Source organism: Quyinboa sediminis (genome assembly GCF_042219855.1).
Taxonomy (GTDB): Bacteria; Bacteroidota; Bacteroidia; order Bacteroidales; family UBA5342; genus JBHJHP01.
In genome coordinates this window covers 672,731-695,335 of record NZ_JBHJHP010000002.1, presented here as the reverse complement: position 1 = coordinate 695,335, position 22,605 = coordinate 672,731, and the positions used below count along the sequence as shown (strand labels likewise).

The window sequence follows — 22,605 nt, the reverse complement described above, 5'->3', positions numbered from 1 at the left end:
GAAAACCGAATTATTGTAAATTTGTCATGCTTTACTGAAAAAATTTCAGGTTCACTATGAATATTCAACAAGTAAAACAACGGTTTGGTGTTATTGGTAATGCCTACGGACTGAACCGCGCCATTGATATAGCTGTACAGGTAGCATCTACGGATCTTTCTGTTTTAATTACAGGAGAAAGCGGAACAGGTAAGGAGATTATTCCTCAGATCATTCATCAGTATGGTTCGCGTAAGCATGGTGCTTACATTCCGGTTAACTGTGGTGCTATTCCTGAAGGAACCATTGATTCCGAATTATTTGGTCACGAAAAAGGAGCATTTACGGGTGCGCATACAGATAGAAAAGGATATTTTGAAGTAGCTGATGGAGGCACCATCTTTCTGGATGAGGTAGGTGATTTACCATTGTCAACACAGGTCAGGCTATTGCGTGTGCTTGAAACCGGTGAGTTCATCCGGGTTGGATCATCCAAGATTCAAAAGACAGATGTGAGGGTTGTGGCAGCTACCAATCTGAATATGGCAAAAGGCATCAGGGAGGGTAAATTCAGGGAAGATCTGTACTACAGGTTGAACACTGTGCCAATCGCTATTCCACCTCTCAGGGAAAGAACCGATGACATAGTGTTGTTATTCCGTAAGTTTGCTCAGGATTTTGCCGAAAAATACCGTATGCCGAATATCCGGTTGACGGAAGAAGCTAAAAATCTGCTGATTCAGTATCGCTGGCCGGGAAATATCCGTCAGCTGAAGAATGTGACAGAGCAGATCTCCGTAATTGAGCCAAACAGGGAGATTACGCCGGAAATACTGAAACAATATATTCCGTTTGACGGAAACGATCAGCTTCCTGCGTTGTATAATGCAGATAAGAAAGAGGAGAAAACCTTTCATTCAGAACGTGAAATCCTGTACCAGATTCTGTTTGATATGAAAAATGACATGAACGATTTAAAGAAACTGGTTCATGAAATTATTGATAAAGAGAATATTGACGTTACCAAACTCGATAAGGATAAAACCCGTATTCTGAATACAATATCTGAAAAGAAAGAGGCGCAGTTATCCCGGTTCAACCAACACGATGAAGAACCAATTCATATAGAAGACCATTCCGGTGGTGATTATATTGAGGATACCGAAGTTTATGTGGAGGAATCGTTGTCTTTAATCGATAAAGAGATAGAGTTAATTAAGAAGGCGCTGGATAAACACAACGGAAAACGTAAAAATGCCGCTCAGGAGCTGGGCATTTCAGAACGCACCTTATACAGAAAAATTAAAGAATACGAGATAGATCAGTGATGAAGAAAATATTTATATTCATCTGTAGCATTGCACTGTTTTCACAGTGCTCCATTAGTTACAAATTTACGGGAGCATCCATTGATTATACCAAGGTTAAGACCATGTCTGTTGCCGTGTTTCCAAATGAAGCACCTTTAGTGGCTGACCCGGGATTAAGCCAGGCATTTACAGAAGGCCTGAAGGATTACTTCATGAAACAAACCCGACTGGATCTGAAAGAAAATAACGGAGACCTGCAGTTTGAAGGCGAAATAACGGATTACACCATTAAACCGCAATCCATTCAGGCGGATATGACTGCAGCACAGACCAGGGTAACCATGAAGGTAAATGTGAGGTTTATGAATACCACAGATCCGGAACAGGATTTTGAAAAGAGTTTTTCAGCTTATGTGGATTTCGACAGTTCAGAGAATTTTGAAAGCATTAAGGAAACCATCAGGGAAGAACTTCTGGATCAGATTTTTGAAGATATTTTTAACGAATCAGTAGCAAACTGGTAGTGAATAAAGGGGAATTCATAGCATATCTTAAGGAGCCGGCTTCTGTAAAACCGGAAGTGGTACCACAACTGAAAGAACTGTTAAAAGCTTATCCGGCTTTTCAGACCGGGCATGTTCTGCTTTTAAAAAGTTTGTATGAAACCAGGGATGTGTTATACGAAAAGTACCTGACAAAAATTGCTGCCTATGCAGGCAACCGGGAGCTGTTGTACGATTTCATTTTAGGGAGTCAGGATATTGTACAGGCAGAACCGGAATTTTTACCCGTTGAACCCATTAGCTCTGAACACAAAGAGCAATCAGAATCCTTTACAGAGCAAGGTTCGGCAGGAGAGACCGATTTACCTCAGGAAAGTAAAGAAAAATCGCAAAAGCATACCTACTTTGATTCTGTAACCATATCCAATGACTACTTTAATATATCGGAAATTGCTCAGAACAGCAGTTCGGAAGATAAATTTGATGGTGTTCACTCCTTTGCACAGTGGTTGGATATTATGACCCGAAAACAGAACGAACCGGAGGAAGAGAATCCGGTTCAACCCAATAAAAAATGGGAACTGATTGACAACTTTATCAAGGAAAATCCCGGATTTGTCGCCTCCCGTGAAAAAGCGGTCGATAAAGAACATGTGATCCAGGATTTAAGTTCTAAGTCGATATCCGACAATGATGAATTTATAACAGAGACTCTTGCAAGGATTTATATCAAGCAGCGGAACTTTGACAAGGCCCTGCATATATTTAAAAAGTTAAGTTTGAAATATCCCGAAAAAAGTATTTACTTTGCGGGTCAAATTAAAATAGTAGAGCAATTAAAGAATAACGAAAAATAATCAAAATGTATCTTTTAATATCAATTCTTATTTTCATTGCAGCAGTTTTACTGATACTGATCGTATTGGTACAAAACTCAAAAGGAGGAGGACTCGCTTCCAACTTTGCATCATCAAACCAGATTATGGGTGTGAGAAAAACAACGGATTTTCTTGAAAAGGCAACCTGGACGCTGTCCATAGCCATTCTTGTTTTATGTGTTGCCGGTGCTGCTTCAATTCCCAGGAATAACGGGCAGGCTGAATCGGCTATTCAGGAAAGAGTGGAACAGACTATCGATCCAAATCAGGTACCTCAGTTTCCTACAGAAGCTCCTGCTATTGATGAACAGGATTCAGATACAGAATAAAAGATTTTAAACTTTATATGAGCAAAATGTCAGACTGTCATACATGTCTGACATTTTTTTTGTATTCATATTGTGAATTTGTCAGAACAGGGTTTGGCATACAATGTGATAAGTACAAGACCGGTTTCTAAAAAGTATGTTTAACTCTAATAATAACAAAAAATGAATATCAAACCATTAGCAGACAGAGTTGTGATTAAGCCTGCCGCTGCAGAAGAAAAAACAGCAAGCGGAATTATCATTCCGGATTCAGCAAAAGAAAAACCACAGAAGGGTGAAGTTGTAGCTGCCGGCCCCGGAACAAATGATGAAACAATGGAAGTTAAGGTTGGTGATACTGTTTTGTATGGTAAATATGCCGGAGCAGAACTCACTCTCGATGGGGAAACTTACCTGATTATGAGACAATCGGATATTTTAGCTATTGTTTAATAACACAAAAACATAATAAAAATGGCAAAAGAGATTAAATTTAATATTGAAGCCAGAGATCACCTGAAAAAAGGTGTGGATATTCTGGCCGATGCAGTTAAAGTTACTTTAGGCCCTAAAGGACGCAACGTAATCATTGAAAAGAAATTTGGTGCACCTCAGATAACCAAAGATGGTGTGACTGTTGCAAAAGAAGTGGAACTGGAAGATGCATACGAAAATGTAGGTGCTCAGATGGTTAAAGAGGTTGCTTCCAAAACCGGTGATGATGCCGGTGATGGTACAACAACTGCCACAGTTCTGGCTCAGAGCATTATTTCTGTAGGTCTTAAAAACGTGACTGCCGGTGCCAATCCAATGGATTTAAAACGTGGTATTGACAAAGCTGTAGGTCTTGTTGTGGAAAACATTAAAAAACAGTCCAAACCATGTGATACCCGCGAAATGATTCAGAATGTAGCTAAAGTATCGGCTAACAACGATGAATCAATCGGTAAGTTTATTGCCGATGCCATGGATGCTGTTGGTAAGGAAGGTGTCATTACGGTAGAAGAAGCAAAAGGTATTACAGACGAGTTAAAAACAGTGGAAGGTATGCAGTTCGACAGGGGTTATATTTCTCCTTACTTCATTACTGATACTGAAAAAATGGAAGCCGATCTGGAGTCACCATTTGTTTTGATTCACGATAAAAAGATCTCTACAATGAAGGATCTTTTACCTGTTCTGGAACAAACAGCTCAGACAGGACGTCCTTTGGTAATCATTGCTGAAGACGTGGATGGTGAAGCACTGGCAACACTTGTTGTTAACCGTTTGAGAGGTTCACTGAAAGTAGCTGCCGTTAAAGCCCCTGGTTTTGGTGACCGCAGAAAAGAGATGCTGGAAGATATCGCCGTATTAACAGGTGGTGTGGTGATCAGTGAAGAAAAAGGTTTGAAACTGGATGCCACTACACTGGACATGTTGGGTCAGGCAGAAAAAATTACTATCGACAAAGAAAACACAACCATCGTTAATGGCTCAGGAGATAAGGATGCCATTACAGCTCGTGTGAACCAGATTAAATCACAGATCGAAAGCACTACTTCTGATTACGATAAGGAAAAACTTCAGGAACGTCTGGCTAAACTGGCCGGTGGTGTTGCTGTACTGTATGTGGGTGCTGCTACTGAGGTTGAAATGAAGGAGAAGAAAGACCGCGTTGACGATGCACTGCACGCAACCCGTGCTGCTGTTGAGGAAGGAATTGTTCCCGGTGGTGGTGTGGCACTTGTACGCGCTATTGCTGCGATAGAAGGTGTTACAGGCGATAACGATGACGAAACTATTGGTTTCGAAATTGTAAAACGTGCCATCGAGGAACCTTTGCGTCAGATCGTGACTAACGCAGGTAAAGAAGGTGCTGTAGTTGTACAGAGAGTGAAAGACGGTAAGGAGGATTTCGGTTACAATGCCCGCACAGATGAATATCAGAAACTTTATGAGAGTGGTGTAATTGATCCTGCTAAAGTAACCCGTATTGCGCTGGAAAATGCTGCTTCCATTGCAGGTATGTTCTTAACAACTGAATGTGTTTTGGTTGATAAAAAAGAAGATGAACCGGCAATGCCTGCAGGTGGCATGGGAGGCGGAATGCCTGGAATGATGTAAAATTCCACTAATATAAAATGAAAAGCCGGTCAGTGACCGGCTTTTTTGTTTTTAATTGAGTTCAGATTCAAATTTGCGCTTCCATTTCTTTATCCACAGATCTGTTTTATTTCCCCGATATTAAGGGTTATTACATGTGGGGTTTAACACCCCGCTCCTTCGGCAAGCTCAGGTTTCACCCTGTTGTTTCTTTTGAAACGTCAAAAGAAACCAAAAATGTTTTCTGCAAATAAATCGCAAAAATAACCTGCCTTTTCGTTTATTTAGGTGTGTTGAATTCAAATTACCCGTATTTATTTCATCAGCTAAAACCACCCACAAATCTTCCATATATGCAGCCTGCCTGCCCGCAAAGCTATCATTCCGGATTGTAACGTATCATCAGAGAAAACAAGAAAGAGATCAAGGCTGCACGTTAATTCAGCCGATGAAGTATGAATCGTTTTACCTTACTCTTTAACTCTTATAGAGCTTGAAATTTTCTGATCTTGAATCTTGTGTCTTGATACTTATATCTGAATTACGCAATACTCATATTTTTTCTGTAATAGGTTGGTGGCATATTCAGCTCCTGTTTGAATACACGGGAGAAATGATGCAGGTCGTAAAAACCGCATTCCCTGGCAATCTGTTCGATGGTTGAATTGGAATGATGCAGCAGTGTTAAAGCTTTTTCAATGCGTTTTTTCTGGATGTATTTCTGTACACTTATACCCACATTTTCACGAAATAAACGGGCAAAGGAATTCGTAACCAGATTGACTTCACCTGCCAGTTCTTCATTCTGAATATTCCGGTTAAGATGCTTTTCAATAAAGGCCAGTGTGTAATCAATTCTTTCATCGTAATGGGTCAGTACCCAGCTGTTTTGCGGCATTAATCCTACGGATTCCATGATGACACTGTAAATTTTTGTTGTAATATAAGCAGGTACAGCGACATGGTCTTTAATTAAATGATTCCTTATGGCACTGATATTTTTCCTTAACTGTTCTGAAACAGGAATGATGTATATTCCTGTTATGCAATCATCGCGGTTGATGCCCAGATTAAAATGAATAAATAAATGATCAAAGGTGTCCGCTTCATGCTCATATATTTCGTCCATGGATGTGATACGGGCACCGTCAATTTTATTCACTTCAGAAATATGGCCTGAAGTCAGAATGGAATACGGTGTATTGGGAGGAATCAGAAGCGACTGATCTTTATGTAGCTCATACAACCTGTCGTTCAGCTCAACAAATGCACCAGGTAATTCATTATAATAGAAGCGCCAGAATGGAGCAGCCAGATTTCTGACATTCCAGTTATGAAATTTCCAGTACCTGCAGCAGTGCAACTTTATCTGAAAAGTTTCAAACTGTTGCCTGACATCTGAAGGATCAATATGGCGGTCGTTAACCGGATTAATCTGTTTCATAATTCCGGGTCACATTCTGTAAAACATGCTTTAATGTTTAAATTGTACACATTTAAGAATTTTATATGCAATACAATATATGCTTTAAACCTTTAATTTTGAACTTCGAATTAATATGTTGTACTCAAACTTTTGTTTAATAATTACAAAAATATAAGATATCATGGGAAAAGCAGTCAGACTCTCAGAAAGATTTACAGAAACCCGTAAAAGCAGCATTAATATTGGTGTTTGTGCTGCGTGTGATCCAAGGATTGATGATGATGCACGAATACGTACGCAGAACATCGTAGATAAAATAGCGGGTGTTATTTCTGAACGAGTCAAGGTTCCGGCTAATGAAACAGTAAATGTTGTTTGGTCACCTATTTTGATTGACGGCGAAAAGCAGGCCGATGAAGTGGCTCGTCAGTTTAAGGCTGAGGGTGTAAATATTGTGGTGTGCACACCCGATACCTGGGCTTTTCCGCAGCTGACCCTGATGAGTTTAATGGCTCATTTTCCAAAGGACACCCCTCTGAATATAACCTGTGGCAACAGTGCACCGAAACCGGGCGTGGTATTTGCCCATGCGGTTAATGGTGCATTTGCTCAACAGGGCCGGTTGACCCATCTGAATGTTGGCAGCTGGGATGACAATGGTTTGGATCCAGCCATTAAACCCGAAACACTGGATCAGTTGATTGACTGGTGCTATGCTGCTGTAACTTATGTTGGTCTGAAAGGCAGACGGGTGGTTTGTTTTGGACACGACTCCATGGGCATGGAAACAGCATTGACCCATGTCAATGCAACCCGCAATACCTTTGGTCTGGAGGTAACCAGGCTGGATATGAAATTGCTGGCAGATAAACTGAACAAAAAGGATTACGATAAAGAAGAACTGAAAGCCTTAAAAAACTGGCTGGAATCCAATTTGAAATCAATAGACAAGTCACAACAAGGTGCAGACGAAAAGCTGGATCAGTCGTTGGGCATGTATCTGATTATGCGCGATCTGCTGACCGATCTGGATGCTGTTGGTGGTGCATTTATGAACCAGCTGGAATGGGGAAGCGACCGTCGTGGACTTCCATTGCCCATTTGCGATATGGCCGAGTCTTTGTTTAATTCAACTTTCGACCATAACGGGGCCAAATTTGCGATGCCGTTTGGAACTGAGGCAGATATGCAGGGAACCTTGACCATGTTATTTAAAACATGGTTGTCAGGAGGAAATCCTCCGTTGTTCATGGACTTCCGGAAAGTGTGGGAACCGTGGGAACTGAAGAAAAAAGTGGAGGAGCTTGGACTGAAAGTTACAGGTAAGGAGCTCTGGTTGCAAAAAGGGTTGGTAGATGGTGACAACTCTGGTTCTGCCAGTCTGAACTGGGCAGGCTTACCGGGTGAAAAATCGGAAGATCTGCTGAAACGAATCACTATGCCGGGAGCAGAATTGTATTATTTCCCGGGTGGAGGAAACAGCGTAAGCTTTGTATCGCCTGGCGGTATTGACGGTATTGCCAGCCGCTTAACTTACTCAGAGCTGAATGGCATGTTCAGCCTGATATGGGATGAAGCAACCACCGTGGATCTGCCAAAAGAGATGGAAGCCTTTATTTCCAACAGCTCCAATGTCACCTGGCCACATACCTGGGTGGTACCGAAATATGCCACCATGGCCGAATACAAACAGTATGCACCGGCTAACCACTTCCATATGACGGCCGGACTGAAACCCGCTGTCCTGCAATACTGGATGGATCTGACCAATGTGTTATCGGTTGCGCCATGGCAAAACAGAGCCGGCTTATTAGAGGGTGTTGATCGTCCGGTTCCTTTAATGCATCTGATTAACGGCGGAGAATACGAAGCAAAAAAACTGAGAAGTAAAGGATTCTAAATACTATTGGGTATGGATCAGTTTTCATGTCTGGCAATTGATATGGGCGCCGGTAGTATCCGGATTATGCTGGGAGAGTTTTCTGATAAACTAACCCTGACCGAGGTGCACCGCTTTGCCAATGAAATTATAGTTGAAAACGGACACGAGCACTGGGACCTGGAACGGATTACCAATGAAATTAAGAAGGGACTGGAAAAGGCTGCCAAACTATCGGTTTATCCAATACAAAGTGTGGCTGTGGATTCCTGGGGTGTGGACCATGTCTTACTTAATAACGATCTGAAACCTGTAGCTAATCCTTTTGCATACCGCGACAGGCGGACAGATGGCATGCAGGAAAAGTGGGAGAACGAATTCCTGTCAGGTAGGGAAACATTCGAACGGACCGGGATCAACTTTTATCCGTTCAACACGCTTTTTCAGTTTCTGTCCGTTGAAGACAAATCAGAATTTACACAGGTCAGGGCTATCCTTTTTATGGCCAACTACATCGCATTTTATCTGAGTGGTGTGTTAAATAACGAGCTGTCCTTATGTTCCACTTCGCAAATGATACATATTGCAACGAACACATGGGATGAACTTATCCTGAAAAAACTGGCGCTAAAGACAGGTCAGTTTTCTGAACCACAACAGTGCGGAACGGTAATTGGTAATGTTAAACCCGAGTTTGAGCTGCCGGATGTTAAAGTTTGCCTTGCACCATCACATGATACCGCTTCTGCCATTGAAGCCATTCCAGCCACTACAGATAATTATGCATATATCTCAACAGGGACCTGGTGCATCATGGGTATGAAAAGTACGATCCCAATCACTAATGAGTTGGCATTTACCGAAGGCATCACCAACGAGATTACGTCACCGGGGAATATTAAGGTGCATAAAAATGCTATGGGTTTGTGGCTGATCCAAAAGCTGAGGGACGAGCTCTTCCCTGATGTATCGTATGGAGAACTTGAGCAGCGCATTTCAGTATCCGGATCAACTGGCATTACCATTGATCCTAACGACAACAGGCTGTACAATCCTGAAAGCATGAAACGGACTTTCGATGAATTGGTTGCAGAAGCAGGTTATCAGGCTTTTAATAATCCGCTGGAATATTTCTGGTGTGCGTACGAAAGCCTTGCCTTTTCTTTCAAAGGGATTCTCGATGTACTGATGACTCTCAGAAACCGAAGGTTCGACTGCCTTCATATGCTGGGCGGCGGTATTCAGTCGGAATTGCTCTGCCGGTTAACAGCAAATGCCGTTGGGGTTCCGGTTCATGCAGGACCGGTGGAAGGAGCTACCATTGGAAACATGTTATGGCAAAGTGTCGCCATGGGATATTACGGTTCCATTGAAGAGGCTCATAAAATAGTCGGGACATCATTTGGGATTAAAACGTATTACCCTGTTGAACCAGAATAAAAAATATGTAAATTAAACGCTTCAAGCGTCTTTAAACAAATTAATATGCTAAAAGGTATTTCTTCTGTAATTTCTCCAAAACTACTCGAAGTTCTTGCCAGAATGGGACATGGTGATGAAATTGTATTTGCAGATGCACATTTCCCGGGAGAGCGACTGAATAGTGAAATCATCAGGGCAGATGGTATCAAAATTACAGCTTTGTTAGAAGGTATATTGCCATTGGTGGAACCGGATCAGTATGTGGATTTTCCGTTTATTATGATGGCACCTGTTGAAGGAGATGAGCTTGATCCGGCAGTTGAGCTATCGTATATGGAAAGCATTCATAAAACAAATCCGGAAATCCATAGTGTTGAGCGCATAGAAAGATTTGCCTTTTACGAAAAGGCCAAAGCTGCATTTGCGGTAGTCATGACAGGTGAATTAGCTAAATACGGGAATATTATTCTAAAAAAAGGTGTCACACCCGTAGAATAAATACAACTAAAAATAATCTCAAAACATGGAAAAAACCAAAATCAAAGTGGTTGAGAAAAAGGTGTTGGTGCCTTTTATCATCATCACAAGTTTGTTTGCTTTATGGGGATTTGCCAATGACATTACAAATCCAATGGTTGCTGCATTCAGAACCATCATGGAAATATCAAATGCAAAAGCAGCGTTGATTCAGTTTGCATTTTATGGCGGATATGGAACGATGGCCGTTCCTGCAGCTCTTTTCATAAAAAAGTATTCATATAAAAAAGGGATATTGGTAGGTTTAGCTCTGTATGCCATCGGCGCACTTTTGTTCTGGCCGGCCGCATCCTATGAAATTTTTGGGTTCTTTTTGGTATCGCTTTACATACTGACCTTCGGTCTTGCATTTCTCGAGACAACAGCAAACCCTTATGTTCTGTCCATGGGGCACCCGGCAACAGCAACCCGACGGTTGAATCTGGCTCAGTCTTTTAACCCCTTAGGTTCATTACTGGGAATGACTGTTGCATCACAGGTGATTTTAAAATCATTGGGTTCTGAAGCAAAAAACCCGATTACCGGAGAGCATACCTTTCCCTTATTAAGTGCTGCTGAAAAAGCCGCTGTCCGCACACATGATTTAATGATAATCCGTAATCCGTACGTTATTCTGGGCCTGGTCGTTATCGTTATGTTTGTGGTCATTTTACTTACTAAAATGCCTGAAAGAAAAAATGCTGAACATATCATCCACCCTAAAGATATGCTGCGACGGCTGTTTAAAAATAAAAGGTATCGTGAAGGTGTGGTTGCTCAAATGTTTTATGTAGCTGCCCAGATCATGACCTGGACCTTCATAATTCAGTACGCTGAACGGCTTGGAATTAATAAGGCTGATGCCCAGTTATACAATATGGGTGCAATGGTGATGTTTGTATCCAGCAGGTTTATCAGTACAGCATTAATGAAGTATCTGAAACCGTCTGTCATGCTTGCCGTTTTTGCGGCTGGTGGCATCGTAACATCTGCCGGTGCAATTTTAATTGATGGGATGGGAGGACTTTACAGTTTAATGGGAATATCCATATTTATGTCACTTATGTTTCCAACCATCTATGGCATTGCTTTAAAGGATGTTGGTGACGATGCAACACTGGGATCCGCTTTTCTCGTAATGGCCATTGTTGGTGGTGCATTAATGCCACCGATTCAGGGTGCTATAATTGATCTGGGGACTGTTGCAGGTTTGCCTGCCGTAAATTTCTCTTTTATTCTACCCCTGTTGTGCTTTGTAATCGTTGCAATATACGGATATCGTTCATTTAAAATTCATATGGCAGATTAAGCGTAAATATGACATTTAGCAAACCAAAATATTTAGGCAGAACCGGCATTGAATGTCCGCCGATCATATACGGGACCAGCTACCTTGGTAACCTTTACCGGGAACTATCATGGAAGGAAAAGCTGGCGTTGATGAAGGAGTGGTTCAATGTGGCGGATGGCAAAAAAGTTGTAATTGATACGGCCGGAAAATATGGTGCAGGTTTATCACTGGAATCCATCGGGAAGGGTTTAAAGGAACTCGGTATTGATCCCGAGCAGATAACCATCAGCAATAAACTGGGATGGTACCGTGTACCATTAACCACTGGCGAACCAACATTTGAACCCGGTGCGTGGATCAATATTGATAATGATGCAGTACAGAAGATCAGTTATGAAGGCATTCTGGAATGCTGGAAACAGGGAAGTGACTTGCTGGGTTTAAATTATGAAGCAGAACTGGTGTCGGTGCATGATCCCGATGAATATCTGGATGCAGCAGTTAATGAAGAAGAGAGGAAGAATCGTTTTGATGATGTACTTGGTGCATATAAGGCCCTGTTCGAACTGAAACAGAAGAATAAGGTTAAAGCGGTTGGCATCGGGTCTAAAGATTGGAAAGTAATTTATGAGTTGTACCAGCATGTGAAGTTTGACTGGATCATGTTTGCCAACTCATTCACGGTTTATTCCCATCCAAAAGAAGTACTTGATTTCTTTATGCTCTTGGAGAAGGAAGGCGTTGGTATCATCAACTCAGGAATATTCAATGCCGGTTTTCTGACAGGTGGAGCCTATTTTGACTATCGTCTGGTGGATGAATCCAACCCAGCAGATCAGCATTTGTTTGAGTGGCGTGAAAAATTCAATTCCATATGTGAAAAATTCAATGTTCAACCGGGTGATGCCTGTCTGCAGTTTGCCTTGTCCCCGCAACAGGTGAATGCTGTGGCATTGAATCCGGGAAAACCAAGCCGTATGGCGCGAAATAAAATAGTTATTTCTAATCCATTACCCTATGGTTTCTGGGAAGCATTAAAAGAAGAAAAAATGATTGATCCGGCGTATCCGTTTTTATAAATCAACATGATGATTATTGATACACATCACCACATATGGCAGTATAATCCGGTAGAGTTTGACTGGATTGATGATGAGATGTCATCTATCCGTAAAAGTTTTTTACCGGAGGATTTGCACCAAACAATTCAGGGAACAGGCGTTGAACAGGTCATTACGGTTCAGGCCAGACAAACACTGGAAGAAACAGACTGGTTGCTCACATTGGCAGAAAAACATGATTTTATGAAAGGCGTGATCGGTTGGGTTCCACTCGCCTCATCAGACATACAATCTGTTTTGGATAGATATAAAGATAATCCCTGGCTTAAGGGTGTGCGCCATGTGGTGCAGGGTGAGCCTGACCCGGAGTTTATTTCAGGACAGGATTTTAATCATGGAATTGAACTGCTGAAGGAATATGATCTGCTTTATGAAATACTGATATTTGAACATCAGCTTCCAAACAGCATCAGGTTTGTTGACAGGCATCCGGATCAGGTATTTGTATTGGATCACATGGCCAAACCTAAAATCAAAGCCAATGAAATTAAGGATTGGAAGTATAATATGCATGAACTTGCAAAACGCGATAATGTGTATTGTAAGTTAAGTGGCATGGTGACTGAAGCTGACTACAAAACATGGAACAGAGAACAGCTTCAGCCGTACTTTGATGTGGTTTTGGAAGAATTTGGTCCCGAACGCCTCATGTTTGGTTCTGACTGGCCGGTTTGCCTTGTAGCTACAGAATATGAACAATGGGTTAATATAGTAAGAGGTATAATTTCAGGATTTAGCCAAACAGAACAGGACCAAATTCTGTTTAAGAATGCACAAAGAGTTTATAATATATAGACACAAGAACCAAGATACAAGATTAAGCAATGTGTTGGTTGCTGAGTTTATCGAAGCAAGATACCTGATACTTGGGTCGTGATACTAAAAAGAATATGAAAGCAATAGAAATTATAAAAGCAGGTGAAGTAAAAGTTGTGGACTGTGAAATGCCCGAGGCAGGAGCAGGCGAGGTTTTACTGAAAATTAAATATGTAGGATTCTGCGGATCGGATCTGAGTACTTATCTGGGAAAAAACCCTATGGTGAGTTACCCCCGCATCCCGGGACATGAGATTTCTGCTGAAATTGAAGAAAAAGGTGAGGGTGTACCTGAAAACTTCAAAAAAGGACAGAAAGTTACCGTGGTTCCTTATACCAATTGTGGGCAGTGTACCTCATGTAAACAGAAGCGTTTTAATGCCTGTCGCTATAATGAAACTCTGGGAGTGCAACGCGATGGGGCCATGGCGGATTATATTGTGGTTCCGTGGCAAAAAATTTTAACTGACGAGCAGCTATCGACCCGTCAGCTGGCTTTGGTTGAACCTTTGACTGTTGGCTTTCACGCTATTGACAATGGTGAGGTAACAGATCTGGATACTGTTATGGTTCTGGGGTGCGGAATGATCGGGACAGGTGCTATAGTGCGTGCGGCCCTGCGTGGTGCAACAGTAATAGCTGTGGATATTGATGATGACAAACTGGCTGTAGCTAAAAAACTTGGAGCTGTTCATACCATTAATTCACTAAAGCAGAATCTGCACGACGAACTGGAAAGGATAACTTCAGGGGACGGTCCGACAGTTGTTATTGAAGCAGCCGGAAATCCTATTACCTATAAAGCAGCCATAGAAGAAGTCGCGTTTGCAGGACGGGTGGTTTGTATTGGCTATGCCGGAAGTGAAATATCCTTCTTAACCAAACTTTGGGTACAGAAGGAACTGAAAATCATGGGATCACGTAACGCCAATCCGTCCGACTTTGAAGCGGTGATTAAATATCTGAAGAGCAGCGATCTGGATGAGAATCTGTTAATCACAAAAACGATTACTGTAGAACAGGCGTCTGAAACCGTTAAATACTGGTCAGAACATACTGGAGAGGTCTTAAAAATAATGGTGGAATTTTAAACAGGTTACGGGTTACAGGTTACACTTCACACCGTCACGTTATTACCTCGTCACCTTGAATGCTATCTTCTGATTTCAAACGATTTAAAACCGACCCAACTGGTTTCTTCAATCGATACATCCTCTACGGTGGCATGGGCCGGTCCTGTCCGGCACCAGTTGGTAAATTGCAGCAGCTGGTGGTTACTCCCTTCTGCTTCAATAAATACCGTCTCGTCAGGTTGGTTTTTGATAAACCCGCAGATGCTCAGATCATGGGCTACACTTCTGGCATGCATCCTGAATCCAACACCTTGTACTTCCCCGGAAATAGTTATCTTCAAATGTTTGTTCATACAATAAATTTAGGGAGACTTTTTCAGTTTATAAAGTTTGACTATTCATCGGTACAAAATCCATTTCATTTTTTTATCTGTTATTTGGTCTTAAAATAAATTACCAAATCGCTTTTTAGTTTGATTCTAAATTAGTTACAAGTGTTAAAATCATAAAAAACAGATTCATTGGATGTTACACTATTTTTAAGGTAGGATAAAAATGCAGATTAAATCGATAAATCAACATATCTACATATAAAAAGTTCATTTCGGTGTTTAGATTTTTAAAAAAAATATATATTTGATGGTTCAAAAAAACAAGCTGCCGGTCGATATAAACACAACATTGTCAGACAGTTAACAAAAATAAATAACGTCAAGTTAACAGGTTATGCTTTCAAATTACGGTATTATATTACTATTCGTTATCCTGGGTTTTGTTTTTGTAGGCATTGGATTTGCGGCATCCTACCTCGTACGTCCCAGTCATCCCAATCCGGTAAAAAATTCGACATATGAGTGTGGAGAAATTCCGATTGGAGAACCATGGATAAAATTCAATGTGCGGTTCTATGTTATCGCACTGGTGTTCCTTTTATTCGATGTTGAAATCGTCTTTCTTCTTCCCTGGGCTGTGGTTTTCAAGGGCCTGGGATGGTTTGCATTTATTGAGATGATCATCTTCGCCGTTATCCTGTTAACAGGGTTTGTTTATGTTTGGGCGAAAGGAGACCTTGACTGGGAAAAACCAAAACCTGTCATTCCAAAATTAGAAGATTTAGTTGTTGGTAAAAAAATTGATTAACAATGGGTTTATTAAATAAGCTGGACGATCCTTACGATGGCGGTGGAATTGTTCTCGGAACTGTGGAAGATTTGTTAAACTGGGGTCGCAGTAAATCCAACTGGTATCTGCACTTTGGTTTGGCTTGTTGCGCCATCGAATTTATGGCCATGAATGCCTCGCATTTCGATTTTATGCGCTTTGGTACTATTCCGCGTACAAGCCCGCGTCAGGCAGACTTTATCATGATTACAGGAACGGTTACACTTAAAATGGCAGACAGGATTAAGATTCTGTACGAACAGATGTCTGAACCCAAGTATGTCATATCCGTTGGATCCTGTTCAAACTGTGGAGGTCCTTACTGGGAACATGGTTATCATGTATTAAAAGGGGTGGATAAAATCATTCCGGTTGACGTCTACATTCCAGGGTGCCCTCCCCGTCCGGAGGCTTTCGAGGAAGGCATGATCAAGCTCCAGGAGAAAATAAACAAGCAGGCAATTTTCAACAAAAGAAAAAAGCTGAATTCTGAAAATGAAGAATCGAAATAACACGATATAACATGGAATTAAACGGGATATATCAGTTATTAAAGGATAAATTTGGTGATGCGGTCATTGAAATGAATGATCAGCTGCCTGTTGATCCGTTTATTTTAATTTCCCCCGAAAAACTGTTTGACATCTGCCATACACTTCGTGATCACGAACAGATGCAGTTCGATTATCTGATGAGCCTGAGTGGTATGGATAATGGCGAAAATCTCGGCGTTGTGTATCATTTATATTCCATGACGCTGAAGCATAAGCTGGTTGTTAAGGTTGCTGTTCCGAAGGATGAACCGGTTGTATCCTCGGTAGAACGCATATGGAAAAGTGCCGACTGGCATGAACGTGAAGCGTATGACCTGGTTGGCATAAGCTTCGAGGGACACCATAATATGATCAGGATTCTTTGTCCTTACGACTGGGAAGGATATCCGTTAAGAAAAGATTACGTAACACCCGAGACCTATCACGGGATGAAAATAGGATACGAATAAGGGTATGAGCGATATTAAAAAATTAGACCTCGAGTACAGCCAGTTAGGTTCAGACAAAATGCGGCTTAATGTTGGTCCGCAGCATCCGTCCACACATGGTGTGCTCAGGTTGGAAGTTGAAGTAGATGGTGAGATTGTAAATGAGGTGATACCGCATCTGGGGTACCTTCACCGGAGTTTCGAAAAACATTGCGAAAACATGACCTACCCGCAGATTATACCATACATCGACCGTATGGATTATATCTCTGCAATGAACAACGAATGGGTATACGCCATGGCAATGGAGAAACTCATGGATATCAAGGTTCCGGATAAGGTGGAGTACATCAGGGTTATTGTAGCAGAATTGAACCGTATTGCCAACCATCAGATTGCCATTGGAACCTTTGGCCTTGATGCGGGTGCATTTACACCTTTCCTCTTTTATTTCAGGGACCGCGAACAAATTATCTGGATCCTGGAAAAGCTATCAGGTGCCCGGTTACTGTATAACTATTTTAAAATCGGCGGTCTTGCCAGAGATATCTATCCCGAATTTAAGCAGGAATGTCTAAGTGCCATAAAGCAGATTCGTGAGACCAATAAAGAGGTGATGGATCTTTTAATGCTGAATGGTATTTTCATAAAGCGAACCACCAATGTTGGCATTCTTCCGGCGGATGTGGCTATAAATTATGCCTGCAGCGGACCGGTTTTACGCGGTTCAGGTGTAAAATATGACCTTAGAAAAGATGAACCGTATTCCATTTACGACAGGTTTGATTTCGATATCCCTGTTGGATCCAACGAAATAGGTACAGTAGGTGACTGCTGGAACAGGAATATCGTCAGGGTTCGTGAGATGGAGGAATCGTGCCGGATCATTGAACAGGCACTGGAACAGATGCCAATGGAGGGTGATGTTCAGGAAGCCGTGAAGAAAAGAATAAAGCCACCGGCCGGGGAAGTGTATATGCGGGCTGAAAATCCCAAAGGGGATCTTGGTTTTTATATCGTTAGTAACGGTACAGATAAGCCGGAACGTCTTAAGGCGCGCGGAACCAGTTTTGTGAATCTATCGGTGTTACCTGAAATTTCAAAAGGGTATATGTTTGCCGATCTGATCCTTATTCTGGGTAGTATCGACATTGTTCTGGGTGAAGTTGACAGATAATATAAATTGAATCATTATATAAATGGACAATTCAAACTTTCTATATGATCTATTCGGCGGTGTAAACGGCTGGGCGGTCACTTTTGCAATTCTTCTTCCACTGGGGTTTGTACTTATTTATGCGCTGGTTGCTATTCTGGCTGAGCTGAAGGTATCAGCATGGATTCAGGAGCGTTTGGGTCCGATGAGAACCGGACCATGGGGAATTTTACAGCCTGTTGCTGAGGTTATCAAGTTATTGCAAAAGGAAGATATTACTCCCGACAGGGCGAATAAACTGTTGTATAATGCCGCACCATTCATCATTTTTACCGGTGCATATTCGGCATTTGCGGTTATCCCGTTCAGTCAGGCGTATACACCGGCGAGCATCAATCTCGGGCTGTTCTACATTTTTGCTGTAGGTTCCATCAGCGCGCTAGGTATTGTTATGGGAGGCTGGGCATCAAACAACAAATACTCCCTGATGGGGGCAATGCGTTCTGTGGCTCAGCTGATCAGCTACGAAGTACCTGCAGCTATCGCTGTTTTATCTGTGGTGGTGCTGACATCGAGCATGGATCTGCAGCAAATCAGTACCATGCAGTCCGGATGGTTCTGGAACTGGTATATTTTCGGAGGACCGGGATCAGCAGCCAAATGGATCATCTTTCCGTTTACCGTGATTCTTTTTATAACCTATTTTATATCATCACTGGCAGAAACCAACCGCGTACCTTTCGATATTCCCGAGGGTGAATCTGAATTGGTGGCCGGTTTCCATACTGAGTACAGTGGGATTAAATTTGCCATGTTCTTCTTTGCAGAATATGCCAACATGTTTGTTGTTGCGGCTATTCTTACCACTGTGTTTCTCGGGGGATGGAACTCTCCGTTCGGAGATTTTATGCAGGGACCGGTCTGGGGAGCATTCTGGTTTATCCTTAAAGGTTTTTCAATTGTATTGGTTCAGATATGGATTCGCTGGACATTGCCCCGTTTCAGGGTGGACCAGCTGATGTATTTAGGATGGAAAGTACTGTTGCCTGCAGCTTTTGTCTGCTTTTTTGCAATTAGTTTATTCGTAATGTTGAAATAGGATTTTATAATGGCATATTTTAAAACAATCTGGTCAGGCTTAGCTACAGCATTTCAGGGGATGACGATTACCTGGAAGCATATTTTTGCCAAAAAAGTGACCATTCAATATCCAAATGAACGTTTTCCGATTCCTGATGGTGCACGCAATCGCCTGACATTGGAAATGAGCCGTTGTACAGGCTGTACGCTATGTGCAACAGCCTGTCCGGTAAACTGCATTACCATCGAAACCATAAAGGCATCCCCGGATGATCCGAATAAGGATTACTACCACACCGGTAAAGAGCGCAAATTATGGCTTGAAAAATATGAAATTGATTTTGCCAAATGCTGCTTTTGCGGACTTTGTACACAAGCCTGTCCAACCGATGCAGTCACGCATACAAAGGAATTTGAATACTCGGAATACAACAGAGATAAGCTGGTGTATCAGTTTCACACCCTGACACCGGAGCAGATTGAAGAGAAAAAGCGGTTGCTTGCTGAGTATCAGCAAAAACAGGCTGCCGAAGCTGCTGCCGCGGCGGCTGCCAAAAAGGATAGTCCGAAAGAAGACGACAAATAACAGATCAAGATATACAGTATATGGATTTAGTAACTATAGCCTTCTACTTTTTAGCTGCCCTGACCATAGGGTTCAGCGTGGTAGTTGTATTGTCTAAAAATATTATGTATTCGGCATTTGCCCTGCTGTTTACCCTTTTTGGGGTGGCAGGTTTATATGTGTTGCTAACCGCTGATTTTCTGGCGATCACACAGTTGATGCTATACATTGGTGGTATCCTTGTGCTCATCATTTTTGGTGTGGTTCTGACCTCACGTATAACAGGAATAGATGTTAAGTCGGGCACGCTTGGAAAGGTACAGGTTACAGCAGCCGGTATTCTGGCCATCCTCATAGCAGGATCGCTGATCTATATGGCTGCAACAACAAACTGGCATATGGTCGCATCAAAAGAGGTGGATTCAACAGTTACACAAATAGGAAACGAGTTACTGACCAACTACCTGCTGGCATTCGAAGCTGCTTCAATGTTGTTGCTGCTTGCCATTGTTGGTGCAGCACTTATAGCACGTAAAAAAAAGTAATATTATGCATATAGGATTAGTTCATTATCTGGTTGTCAGTGCGATATTATTCGCTATCGGGCTGTATGGCATCATTACACGAAAGCATGCCATTCTGGTATTAATGGGAATTGAATTGATACTGAATGCGGCCAACATAAACTTTATCGCCTTTGCAAAGTTTGGCGGGATGAACATCGAAGGACATGTCGCTGCCATATTTGTCATCATTCTTGCGGCTACGGAAGCTGCCATTGCACTGGCCATTATTCTGAATATTTACCAACACTTCAAACACGTGAATGTGGATGAAGTAGATGATTTAAAAGAATAGTAATATTTAAAAGAAGATCTCAGTTATGACACAAGATATATTGCTGTTTTTTAGCGTTTTAGTGCTTCTGGTTCCAATGTTGAGTTTTATCATCAACATTTTCTTCGGCGACCGGTTGGGACGTAAGAGTGGTATTGTTGGAACAACTATTCTTGGAATAGACATGATTCTGGCTTTTACGCTGGCTTTCAACAAGCTGTTTAAATATGCTGATATCACTACGGTTCAGAACCGGTTTGAGTGGTTCAACCTGGGACAACTGAAATTCGATATTGGTATTGGTATTGACAACATTGCGGCCATCATGCTTATGGTGGTCACCCTGATCAGTTTTCTGGTGCATCTGTTTTCAACAGTTTACATGAAAGGGGACAGACGCTATCCGAAGTTTTATGCCTACCTCGGGCTGTTTACCTTCTCTATGCTTGGAATCGTGATTTCAAACAACTTCCTGATGATGTATATCTTCTGGGAACTCGTTGGTATCAGTTCCTATCTGCTGATCGGTTTCTGGTATGAAAAAGATTCTGCTTCCAATGCAAGCAAAAAGGCATTTATTACGAACCGCATCGGTGACCTTGGGTTTTTTGCCGGGATTATGATCCTGTTCTTTACCTATCATTCGTTCATGTTCGAAGATATTTTTTCAGGTATCGCTTCCGGTCATCTTCCGTTTGATAATCCTACCATGCTGACCATTGCAGGCATCTGTATATTTATGGGAGCAGTTGGTAAATCAGCTCAGTTTCCGTTGCATGTCTGGTTGCCTGATGCCATGGAAGGTCCGACTCCTGTATCTGCATTGATCCATGCGGCAACAATGGTAGCTGCAGGCGTTTACCTGGTATCCAAAGCCTTTGTGATGTTCACTGCCGATGCATTGACTGTTATTGCAGTTATCGGGGCCATCACAGCATTTATGCCGGCGACGATCGCACTGGTTCAGACCGATTTTAAAAAGATATTAGCCTATTCCACCATCAGCCAGCTGGGATACATGATTATGTCGCTGGGAACAGGTGGATACACCAACGGATTCTTTCATCTGGTGACGCATGCCTGGTTTAAGGCAGCACTATTCCTTGCTGCCGGATCTGTGATTCATGCCATGCACGAATCCATGCATCATATGCACGATCATCATACCGATCCACAGGACATCAATAATATGGGAGGCCTGCGTAAAAATATGCCATGGACCTACCGTACATTTATGGTCGTCACCCTGGCACTTTCAGGTATACCATTTACCTCCGGATTTCTGAGTAAGGACGGCATCCTCGCAGGGACGCTGGCATATGCCAAACTGAGTGGCGGATGGCACTGGATCATTCCTTTTCTGGGATTTGCCGCAGCTGGCATGACCGCATTCTACATGTTCCGTTTAACCATTCTGGCCTTTCATGGTGAGCACAAAACCGAAGTGGCGACAAAGGTTAAAGAAAATAACTGGCGCATTGTCACACCACTTGTCATTCTGGCCTTTCTGTCGTTTTGGTTCATATATTCACCCAATCCGTTTAACGCTTCGCAGGGTTGGTTCGAAAAGAAAATTGAACAGCCTGCAACCGTTGTTCCGGCTGAATACCAGTTCAGCTTTCTGATTCCTGAGGAGCATCATGAAGCAGAAGCTGTACATTCCACAGGACATGAGGTAGAGACAGAAGAGACCGGACATCAGATGCATGAAGCCACTGCAGCGCATGCAGGCACAGTAACCCTTTTACAGGAAGAAACGCATCATTTGCATGTACTGGCAATGATCATTTCTATTTTAACCGCCGGTATCGGAATATTACTGGCTTATCTGATTTACCAGTTTAAATACATCAGTGCAGATAATCTGGAACGGAGGTATAAACCAGTTCACAAATTTCTGTACAACAAATGGTATTTCGATGAATTATACAATGCCACCATTATTGGAGGCACAATGGGTTTATCGAAAGCTTTTTCATGGTTCGATAAAAATATTGTTGACGGTATTGTCAACGCCAGCTCATGGCTGACACGCGGTTTCAGTTTTCTAACCGGACTATTTGACAACTATGTTGTTGACGGCATTGTAAACCTGGTGGCAAATGCAACGGGTTATGCCGGTCGTCTGATTAAAAAACTTCAGACCGGTAAGGTTCAGGCCTACATTGTATTTGTGCTAATGGGCGTATTAATTTTGGTTTACTTTTTTATTTAGCT

24 protein-coding genes are annotated in these 22,605 nt (G+C 42.1%); 22 read left to right on the top strand and 2 right to left on the bottom strand.

The genetic code is table 11. From position 1 onward, the window contains the following. The first annotated feature begins 56 nt into the window (after window positions 1-56). From ACE1EF_RS07960 to groL, 6 genes are all read left to right on the top strand, one after another. Window positions 57-1,307: a sigma-54 interaction domain-containing protein gene (locus ACE1EF_RS07960; protein WP_375720109.1), complete on the top strand. Its 1,251-nt coding sequence runs from the start codon at window positions 57-59 to the stop codon at window positions 1,305-1,307. Further along, window positions 1,307-1,813, top strand: a complete 507-nt coding sequence (locus ACE1EF_RS07955) for an LptE family protein (RefSeq protein WP_375720108.1) — start codon at window positions 1,307-1,309, stop codon at window positions 1,811-1,813. Before ACE1EF_RS07960 ends, ACE1EF_RS07955 begins: the two co-directional genes overlap by 1 nt. Continuing rightward, window positions 1,813-2,649 (top strand): hypothetical protein, encoded by an 837-nt coding sequence (locus ACE1EF_RS07950; protein ID WP_375720107.1) that lies wholly within the window; start codon window positions 1,813-1,815, stop codon window positions 2,647-2,649. The genes ACE1EF_RS07955 and ACE1EF_RS07950 overlap by 1 nt, the downstream gene beginning before the upstream one ends. A 5-nt stretch (window positions 2,650-2,654) precedes the next feature. After that, window positions 2,655-2,999 (top strand): preprotein translocase subunit SecG, encoded by a 345-nt coding sequence (secG, locus tag ACE1EF_RS07945; RefSeq protein ID WP_375720106.1) that lies wholly within the window; start codon window positions 2,655-2,657, stop codon window positions 2,997-2,999. Between the two features lie 162 nt (window positions 3,000-3,161). After that, window positions 3,162-3,431: a co-chaperone GroES gene (locus ACE1EF_RS07940; RefSeq protein ID WP_375720105.1), complete on the top strand. Its 270-nt coding sequence runs from the start codon at window positions 3,162-3,164 to the stop codon at window positions 3,429-3,431. Window positions 3,432-3,452: 21 nt separating this feature from the next. Then, window positions 3,453-5,084, top strand: coding sequence for a chaperonin GroEL (groL, locus tag ACE1EF_RS07935; protein ID WP_375720104.1), 1,632 nt, complete (start codon window positions 3,453-3,455; stop codon window positions 5,082-5,084). 520 nt (window positions 5,085-5,604) lie between these two features. Here groL and ACE1EF_RS07930 read toward each other — a convergent pair. Continuing rightward, entirely contained in the window at window positions 5,605-6,507 is a 903-nt protein-coding gene (locus tag ACE1EF_RS07930) for a helix-turn-helix domain-containing protein (RefSeq protein WP_375720103.1), read from the bottom strand. A gap of 163 nt (window positions 6,508-6,670) precedes the next feature. Here ACE1EF_RS07930 and ACE1EF_RS07925 point away from each other — a divergent pair, with 163 nt between their 5' ends. The 7 genes from ACE1EF_RS07925 to ACE1EF_RS07895 all read left to right on the top strand — a co-directional run bounded on the left by ACE1EF_RS07925 (window position 6,671) and on the right by ACE1EF_RS07895 (window position 14,625). After that, a complete protein-coding gene (locus ACE1EF_RS07925) occupies window positions 6,671-8,389 on the top strand; it encodes a hypothetical protein (RefSeq protein ID WP_375720102.1) in 1,719 nt (572 codons plus the stop codon). 12 nt (window positions 8,390-8,401) lie between these two features. After that, window positions 8,402-9,808 (top strand): rhamnulokinase, encoded by a 1,407-nt coding sequence (locus ACE1EF_RS07920; protein WP_375720101.1) that lies wholly within the window; start codon window positions 8,402-8,404, stop codon window positions 9,806-9,808. A gap of 45 nt (window positions 9,809-9,853) precedes the next feature. Next, window positions 9,854-10,288 carry an L-fucose mutarotase gene (gene fucU, locus ACE1EF_RS07915; RefSeq protein WP_375720100.1) on the top strand — a complete coding sequence of 145 codons (435 nt, stop codon included), beginning with the start codon at window positions 9,854-9,856 and terminating at the stop codon, window positions 10,286-10,288. Between the two features lie 25 nt (window positions 10,289-10,313). Continuing rightward, on the top strand, window positions 10,314-11,615 hold the full coding sequence (fucP, locus tag ACE1EF_RS07910) for an L-fucose:H+ symporter permease (RefSeq protein WP_375720099.1): 1,302 nt from the start codon (window positions 10,314-10,316) through the stop codon (window positions 11,613-11,615). A gap of 8 nt (window positions 11,616-11,623) precedes the next feature. Further along, window positions 11,624-12,676, top strand: a complete 1,053-nt coding sequence (locus tag ACE1EF_RS07905; protein WP_375720098.1) for an aldo/keto reductase — start codon at window positions 11,624-11,626, stop codon at window positions 12,674-12,676. A 6-nt stretch (window positions 12,677-12,682) separates the two neighbouring features. Then, on the top strand, window positions 12,683-13,513 hold the full coding sequence (locus ACE1EF_RS07900; protein WP_375720097.1) for an amidohydrolase family protein: 831 nt from the start codon (window positions 12,683-12,685) through the stop codon (window positions 13,511-13,513). A gap of 95 nt (window positions 13,514-13,608) precedes the next feature. Further along, window positions 13,609-14,625: a zinc-binding alcohol dehydrogenase family protein gene (locus ACE1EF_RS07895; RefSeq protein WP_375720096.1), complete on the top strand. Its 1,017-nt coding sequence runs from the start codon at window positions 13,609-13,611 to the stop codon at window positions 14,623-14,625. A 62-nt stretch (window positions 14,626-14,687) separates the two neighbouring features. Here the strand turns inward: ACE1EF_RS07895 and ACE1EF_RS07890 are convergent, their stop codons facing one another. Beyond that, the gene (locus ACE1EF_RS07890; protein WP_375720095.1) at window positions 14,688-14,960 is read right to left on the bottom strand and encodes an acylphosphatase; all 273 of its coding nucleotides are present in this window, start codon (window positions 14,958-14,960) and stop codon (window positions 14,688-14,690) included. Window positions 14,961-15,333: 373 nt separating this feature from the next. Between ACE1EF_RS07890 and ACE1EF_RS07885 the strand changes: the two genes are divergently transcribed. The 9 genes from ACE1EF_RS07885 to nuoL are packed head-to-tail and all read left to right on the top strand — an operon-like array spanning window position 15,334 to window position 22,603. Next, window positions 15,334-15,747, top strand: coding sequence for an NADH-quinone oxidoreductase subunit A (locus tag ACE1EF_RS07885; RefSeq protein ID WP_375720094.1), 414 nt, complete (start codon window positions 15,334-15,336; stop codon window positions 15,745-15,747). A 2-nt stretch (window positions 15,748-15,749) separates the two neighbouring features. Further along, on the top strand, window positions 15,750-16,280 hold the full coding sequence (locus ACE1EF_RS07880) for an NADH-quinone oxidoreductase subunit B (protein WP_375720093.1): 531 nt from the start codon (window positions 15,750-15,752) through the stop codon (window positions 16,278-16,280). A gap of 11 nt (window positions 16,281-16,291) precedes the next feature. Further along, window positions 16,292-16,771, top strand: coding sequence for an NADH-quinone oxidoreductase subunit C (locus ACE1EF_RS07875; RefSeq protein ID WP_375720092.1), 480 nt, complete (start codon window positions 16,292-16,294; stop codon window positions 16,769-16,771). 4 nt (window positions 16,772-16,775) lie between these two features. Further along, complete coding sequence (locus ACE1EF_RS07870) at window positions 16,776-17,927, top strand: NADH-quinone oxidoreductase subunit D (RefSeq protein ID WP_375720091.1); 1,152 nt, start codon at window positions 16,776-16,778, stop codon at window positions 17,925-17,927. A 22-nt stretch (window positions 17,928-17,949) separates the two neighbouring features. Further along, complete coding sequence (gene nuoH / locus ACE1EF_RS07865) at window positions 17,950-19,005, top strand: NADH-quinone oxidoreductase subunit NuoH (protein WP_375720090.1); 1,056 nt, start codon at window positions 17,950-17,952, stop codon at window positions 19,003-19,005. A gap of 9 nt (window positions 19,006-19,014) precedes the next feature. Then, a complete protein-coding gene (locus ACE1EF_RS07860) occupies window positions 19,015-19,572 on the top strand; it encodes a NuoI/complex I 23 kDa subunit family protein (RefSeq protein ID WP_375720089.1) in 558 nt (185 codons plus the stop codon). A gap of 20 nt (window positions 19,573-19,592) precedes the next feature. Continuing rightward, window positions 19,593-20,096 (top strand): NADH-quinone oxidoreductase subunit J family protein, encoded by a 504-nt coding sequence (locus ACE1EF_RS07855; protein WP_375720088.1) that lies wholly within the window; start codon window positions 19,593-19,595, stop codon window positions 20,094-20,096. Window positions 20,097-20,100: 4 nt separating this feature from the next. Next, complete coding sequence (nuoK, locus tag ACE1EF_RS07850) at window positions 20,101-20,409, top strand: NADH-quinone oxidoreductase subunit NuoK (protein WP_375720087.1); 309 nt, start codon at window positions 20,101-20,103, stop codon at window positions 20,407-20,409. A gap of 25 nt (window positions 20,410-20,434) precedes the next feature. Continuing rightward, window positions 20,435-22,603, top strand: a complete 2,169-nt coding sequence (nuoL, locus tag ACE1EF_RS07845) for an NADH-quinone oxidoreductase subunit L (RefSeq protein ID WP_375720086.1) — start codon at window positions 20,435-20,437, stop codon at window positions 22,601-22,603. The last annotated feature ends 2 nt before the right edge of the window (window positions 22,604-22,605 follow it).

Bases quoted from the DNA above. Each gene is read 5' to 3' on its own strand.
- secG (WP_375720106.1), top strand. From the start codon at position 2,655: ATGTATCTTTTAATATCAATTCTTATTTTCATTGCAGCAGTTTTACTG.
- ACE1EF_RS07895 (WP_375720096.1), top strand. From the start codon at position 13,609: ATGAAAGCAATAGAAATTATAAAAGCAGGTGAAGTAAAAGTTGTGGAC.
- ACE1EF_RS07930 (WP_375720103.1), bottom strand. From the start codon at position 6,507: ATGAAACAGATTAATCCGGTTAACGACCGCCATATTGATCCTTCAGAT.
- ACE1EF_RS07880 (WP_375720093.1), top strand. From the start codon at position 15,750: ATGGGTTTATTAAATAAGCTGGACGATCCTTACGATGGCGGTGGAATT.
- fucP (WP_375720099.1), top strand. From the start codon at position 10,314: ATGGAAAAAACCAAAATCAAAGTGGTTGAGAAAAAGGTGTTGGTGCCT.
- ACE1EF_RS07940 (WP_375720105.1), top strand. From the start codon at position 3,162: ATGAATATCAAACCATTAGCAGACAGAGTTGTGATTAAGCCTGCCGCT.
- ACE1EF_RS07855 (WP_375720088.1), top strand. From the start codon at position 19,593: ATGGATTTAGTAACTATAGCCTTCTACTTTTTAGCTGCCCTGACCATA.
- fucU (WP_375720100.1), top strand. From the start codon at position 9,854: ATGCTAAAAGGTATTTCTTCTGTAATTTCTCCAAAACTACTCGAAGTT.
- ACE1EF_RS07860 (WP_375720089.1), top strand. From the start codon at position 19,015: ATGGCATATTTTAAAACAATCTGGTCAGGCTTAGCTACAGCATTTCAG.
- ACE1EF_RS07925 (WP_375720102.1), top strand. From the start codon at position 6,671: ATGGGAAAAGCAGTCAGACTCTCAGAAAGATTTACAGAAACCCGTAAA.
- ACE1EF_RS07920 (WP_375720101.1), top strand. From the start codon at position 8,402: ATGGATCAGTTTTCATGTCTGGCAATTGATATGGGCGCCGGTAGTATC.
- ACE1EF_RS07905 (WP_375720098.1), top strand. From the start codon at position 11,624: ATGACATTTAGCAAACCAAAATATTTAGGCAGAACCGGCATTGAATGT.
- ACE1EF_RS07900 (WP_375720097.1), top strand. From the start codon at position 12,683: ATGATGATTATTGATACACATCACCACATATGGCAGTATAATCCGGTA.
- ACE1EF_RS07890 (WP_375720095.1), bottom strand. From the start codon at position 14,960: ATGAACAAACATTTGAAGATAACTATTTCCGGGGAAGTACAAGGTGTT.
- nuoH (WP_375720090.1), top strand. From the start codon at position 17,950: ATGGACAATTCAAACTTTCTATATGATCTATTCGGCGGTGTAAACGGC.
- groL (WP_375720104.1), top strand. From the start codon at position 3,453: ATGGCAAAAGAGATTAAATTTAATATTGAAGCCAGAGATCACCTGAAA.
- ACE1EF_RS07875 (WP_375720092.1), top strand. From the start codon at position 16,292: ATGGAATTAAACGGGATATATCAGTTATTAAAGGATAAATTTGGTGAT.
- nuoL (WP_375720086.1), top strand. From the start codon at position 20,435: ATGACACAAGATATATTGCTGTTTTTTAGCGTTTTAGTGCTTCTGGTT.
- ACE1EF_RS07955 (WP_375720108.1), top strand. From the start codon at position 1,307: ATGAAGAAAATATTTATATTCATCTGTAGCATTGCACTGTTTTCACAG.
- ACE1EF_RS07960 (WP_375720109.1), top strand. From the start codon at position 57: ATGAATATTCAACAAGTAAAACAACGGTTTGGTGTTATTGGTAATGCC.
- ACE1EF_RS07885 (WP_375720094.1), top strand. From the start codon at position 15,334: ATGCTTTCAAATTACGGTATTATATTACTATTCGTTATCCTGGGTTTT.
- ACE1EF_RS07870 (WP_375720091.1), top strand. From the start codon at position 16,776: ATGAGCGATATTAAAAAATTAGACCTCGAGTACAGCCAGTTAGGTTCA.
- nuoK (WP_375720087.1), top strand. From the start codon at position 20,101: ATGCATATAGGATTAGTTCATTATCTGGTTGTCAGTGCGATATTATTC.